This is a genomic window from Microbacterium sp. HSID17254, from assembly GCF_003989315.1.
Classification (GTDB): domain Bacteria; phylum Actinomycetota; class Actinomycetes; order Actinomycetales; family Microbacteriaceae; genus Microbacterium.
Map to the genome: position 1 here is coordinate 1 of NZ_RBLT01000078.1, position 4,396 is coordinate 4,396.

Consider the following 4,396-nt stretch of genomic DNA (forward strand, 5'->3'; position numbering starts at 1 on the left):
GAACGTGATCCTGCTCGGCCCGCCCGGGATCGGGAAGACCCACCTTGCGATCGGGCTCGGGGTCAAGGCTACGCACGCTGGCTACTCGGTCCTGTTCGACACCGCCAGCAACTGGATCACCAGACTGTCCGCCGCGCACCAGAGCGGACGGCTCGAGGCAGAGCTGGAGAAGATCCGCCGCTACAAACTGATCATCATCGACGAGGTCGGATACATCCCGTTCGACCAGGACGCGGCGAACCTGTTCTTCCAGCTCATCGCCTCCCGCTACGAACAGGGCTCGGTGATGGTCACCTCCAACCTGCCGTTCGGCCGGTGGGGCGAGACGTTCTCCGACGACGTCGTCGCCGCAGCCATGATCGACCGTCTCGTCCACCACGCCGAGATCCTGACCCTGCCCGGGGCCTCCTCCCGCACCCGCGCCCGCCGCGAACTCCTGGCCAAGCACAACCGCGCCAGCAACGACTGAGAACCGACAGGGGGTCAGTCCCAGTCCGTCGTTACGGGGTCACTCCAAACCCGCCGTTGACAGCAACGGGACGCCGACCATCCGTAGCTGCCTGGTTGCGCAGCTCCCGCTCACGCTCCGGCGACACCTCGCCGGACTCCTTCGCGACCAGCGCGTCGTATCGCTCCTGCTCAGTCTTGTACTTCGCAGGCCGGCGACCCAGATAGACCGGCGCCTCCTCGGTCGACTCCGGTCGACGGGGCTGCCCGAAAACCGCCCGAACGTCAGCCGGATTCACAGAGTCCCCGTCGCGGAAATCTAGGCCCATTGCGTCCATACCCGACCCGGCCCAGCGCCCGACGGCCTCGCCGTGCTCCACCGCTGCGGTGTAGTACCCCGGCCCCTGCTGCCCGGCAGCCGCCTCGTGAGCGTGCTCGCGGCAGCCCGACCCGCGGAGCAGGTACTCGACCGCTCCGGAGCCGATGGCGGTGATGCGCAGCACGAACCCATCGTACCGGAGCCGACCAAGATCACAACACTGTGCATAGGTGTGTGTAGCGAGAAGCTGCTGACACGATTTGAAGATCGAAAGTGCTGAGTACAGGTGCTGATGTTGGGTTGTGGTTGAGCGTGCAACGGACAGCTGGGTGTCGGTGGCGGCCCGTATGGTGCGCCTGTGGCGACATCGAGAGACAGGCGTCGCGGCAGCGGCGCGCGACGGTCGAAGGACACGACGCCGGGGCGTCGCGGTGCAGGACGCTGGTTCCACGGCGGGACGCCAGGGCTGCGCCCGGGGGCGCGCCTGGTCAGCGCTACGGCGCTCGGCATCGCCTACACCTACGCGATGGCGGGGGCGGAGTACTCGCCGGACTGGGTGTACGTCACGGCTGACGAGGGCTCCGCCCGTGCCTACGCGAGCCGCTACGTGGATCCGTTCGGCCGCACGATTCCGGGAGACGTCTACGAAGTGCGGCCGGAAGTCGACCGGCCGGACCCGGATTACCGCCACTTCCCCAAGACATTCCGGCGGTGCCGGTCGGCAGTGGTGCACCGCGTAATCGCGACCGGGGTCGTTCTCACACCGGAGGAATGCGCCCGTCTCGAACGGAGCTACCAGGTGTGGGGCGATCCGGACAGCCCTGTGTGGGACGAGAACGGGATCATCAATCCGTCACCGCAGATGACGGAGAACGGGGCCACCCGGGAATGGACGGAAATGCTCCGGCCCTGGTTGCCGATCACCGACATCGACGGCGCCGGGAAACTCTCGTGTGCCTCCGGTCGGCGGCTGGCCGGGACCGGCAGGGACCCCGCCGACGTCCTGGTGGAGGTGGTGACCGCGCTCGATCGCGACTGCCAGATCACCCGGACCGGGTTCGGGCGGTACTGCTGCACCGTCTGCGGGGCCACTCCCCACGACGAAGCCGCAGCCGCGCGCCATCAGCTCGGGGACCGCGCCGTCGAGCTACTCACCTGCGTGCACGACCTCGCCTCAGAACCACTGGGTTCGCTCGCGGCCGCAGCCGCCCGTCGGTCCCCGGACCGGTGGGACTGGCTCCCCCGATAGCACCCGCCGGTCCCTTGGCTCAGCTTCAACGGGGCGTCCGATCCTGACCGCCGAACCCCACCAGCGTCACCGGGAGCGGCGGCCGCGCCGCAGGATCGGCCGGTACCGCCTCAGCCGAGTTCGGACCGTGCATCGCAGTCCAGGGAGTCCGGTACTGCACCGCGTGCTCCCCCTGACCGTCGGCGGGGTGCCAGGTCGACACCGACACCACCAGCGCCCCGCAACTGCTGCACGCCCCGATCGCGGCCGACATGCGCTCCCCGCGGCGCAACGGTTCGTCGAGGTGGCCCCACTCGGCTGGTTCCAGGGCGAGCCGGGTCTCCTCGGGCGCCACGGCGACCGGTCCGGAACCGACCAGGCCGTGGACGTGCGCCCCGGGGTGGGTGCAGGTGCTCATCGCGTGCTCCTCGTCCTGGCCTCCGTCGAACGGGGCGGGGGCGGGAAGGCCGCTCCCCAGCGTTCGTGGGCCGACTGGCGGGTCAGGCCGGCCGCGTCACCGATCACTGTCCAGGACGCCCCGGCAGCCCGGGCCCGGCCGACCGCGGTGTCCAGCTCCTCGCGGATCTCAGCCAACCGAACCGCGGCATCGTGCACCGCAAGCCCCGGCAGCGCCTCGCCCAGGTGCGTACGCCACTCTCCCTGAGCACCCTCGCCCTCCTCGGGGCCCTCCACCGACTCCGGGGCGACACTGGCTGAACTCGGATAGAGCGCGACCTGCTCGGCGTAGAGAGAGTCTGTGGCCACTACCTCCGCACGGGACCAGAACCGCTCCCCGCGCCAGCCGCAGACACATGCGGCGCGCCAGCCCACGAACCGGCTGTTAGTCAGATCGTCGTGGGTCCCGGTGACTGTGTCGTCATCGGGGACCGCGGCGGCGTAGCCCTCGTGTTCGTAGGCCGGTCCGTAACCAGTGTCCCAGGTCCATCCCATACTGTCAGGATACCCTGACGATGCCTCTTTGTTAGGTAATCCTGACGCTAGATCTTGCAAGCGATAGCAAGCGGTCTCACTGGGCTCGATCGAACATAATGTGCGATATCGGCTCGACCGACCTGCCAAAACGCGACCCGCAGGCGTTATCTGCCCTGCAAGCACCCGAAATGCCTGTTTATCCAATCAGAAGCGGATACTCATTCACGCTCGCGTAGTCTGAGCGCATCTGTGCACACCAACACACCCACACACATGCACGACCACACATGTCCACAAGAACGGCAGGGATCACGAAGCAGCCCGACGTGCCCGCTGAGCGCTGGCGAACAGCTCCCGGGCCTGCTGGCGGCCGACCGTGGTGGAAACGGTGCACCGCGGTTGCTGGGCGGGCTCGTTGAACTGCTCGGCCAGACGTGCCGCTCGGCGACGGCGCTCGTCCGGGTCGACGGCCCGGACCGAGGTGGGCAGCTCGTACTCGCGGCCGGTCCATGCGGCGAGCCGATGCCCGATCACGGCCAGCGGGTCGCGGGCACCTCGGATCGCGTCACCTCGGGACTCTCCAGGTCGGTCTGGGTGGTGGTCGATTGCATAGAGCAGCCCTGCCACCGACCAGTCAGAGCGCCACCAGCGCGCCAGCATCGCCGACGCCTTCCACGCCGGGACGCGGCGGACCCCCGCTCGGTCCAAGACCGTCTGCGTCGCGGCCATTCGCTCTTGGCTATCTCTGGCCCGGTCCCGACCCGGCCAGACTCGCCGCTTCTGTGAAGCGCGCTTCGCGCCCTCGTGCGCAAGGGTTTGAGTGCTTACGCAAGATGCGGGGGGGTTGCCATTTTTGTCCACACCATGAGCCACCGCCCCCCGCGTCCGGGGGGGGGCCGGCATGCCTGTCTGGGCAGTGAAGACGTAGGCCGGAGCGCGGTTGGTAGTGACGCCTAGGAACTCAGCCGTGGCGCCTCCCTCGACGCAAACCAGGAGCCCGACCTGGGCGGCCCAGGCAAGGACTCGGCTCACCGTCCGTGTGCTGACCGCAGCCCGTTGAGCGGCCTTATCGCGGGGCGCGCCGGTCACCAGGCCGGTTCGCCAGTCCATCGCCTCGACGAGGGGTGGCAGAATCGCGCGGCTGGTTCGAAGCCGGTCCGCACGCCACAGTTCCTCGTCGAGCATCTGGTCCAGCCATGCACGAGCTTCGTGCTGGTCAGTGACCACGACTCGACCGGCAGGGACCCGGCCGCGCCAACCCGGGTGCACTGCGAAACCCCCGGCTCGGACTCGGCGAGCTGCTCGCCGACGGCCGTAGGTGGTCCTCCGGCACTCGGTCGCCATCGGTGGTCGTCGCGTGGCGTCCGCACGATGCACTCGGTGTGGTGCGTGCGCATGTGCACGCACAGGGGTTACTCTGGGCACGCGAAAGCGCCCCTTCTCTTCGCAGGGAGTTGGGAACCGCCCCG

Annotated in this window: 6 protein-coding genes; 2 read left to right on the top strand and 4 right to left on the bottom strand. The window is 68.7% G+C overall.

Annotation, left to right across the window (positions count from 1 at the left end):
- A partial coding sequence (locus D8M34_RS17635; RefSeq protein ID WP_126894676.1) for an ATP-binding protein occupies nt 1-469 on the top strand: 469 nt, incomplete at its 5' end.
- Between the two features lie 31 nt (nt 470-500).
- On the opposite strand, the gene D8M34_RS17640 is transcribed toward D8M34_RS17635, so the two are convergent.
- On the bottom strand, nt 501-950 hold the full coding sequence (locus D8M34_RS17640) for a relaxase domain-containing protein (protein ID WP_126894677.1): 450 nt from the start codon (nt 948-950) through the stop codon (nt 501-503).
- 174 nt (nt 951-1,124) lie between these two features.
- On the opposite strand from D8M34_RS17640, the gene D8M34_RS17645 reads away from it, so the two are divergent.
- Complete coding sequence (locus D8M34_RS17645) at nt 1,125-2,015, top strand: hypothetical protein (RefSeq protein ID WP_126894678.1); 891 nt, start codon at nt 1,125-1,127, stop codon at nt 2,013-2,015.
- Between the two features lie 25 nt (nt 2,016-2,040).
- Here D8M34_RS17645 and D8M34_RS17650 read toward each other — a convergent pair whose 3' ends face one another.
- From D8M34_RS17650 to D8M34_RS17660, 3 genes are all read right to left on the bottom strand, one after another.
- On the bottom strand, nt 2,041-2,412 hold the full coding sequence (locus tag D8M34_RS17650; protein ID WP_126894679.1) for a hypothetical protein: 372 nt from the start codon (nt 2,410-2,412) through the stop codon (nt 2,041-2,043).
- Entirely contained in the window at nt 2,409-2,945 is a 537-nt protein-coding gene (locus tag D8M34_RS17655) for a hypothetical protein (protein WP_126894680.1), read from the bottom strand. The genes D8M34_RS17650 and D8M34_RS17655 overlap by 4 nt, the downstream gene beginning before the upstream one ends.
- A 291-nt stretch (nt 2,946-3,236) precedes the next feature.
- Nucleotides 3,237-3,656: a hypothetical protein gene (locus tag D8M34_RS17660; protein ID WP_126894681.1), complete on the bottom strand. Its 420-nt coding sequence runs from the start codon at nt 3,654-3,656 to the stop codon at nt 3,237-3,239.
- Between the last annotated feature and the right edge of the window lie 740 nt (nt 3,657-4,396).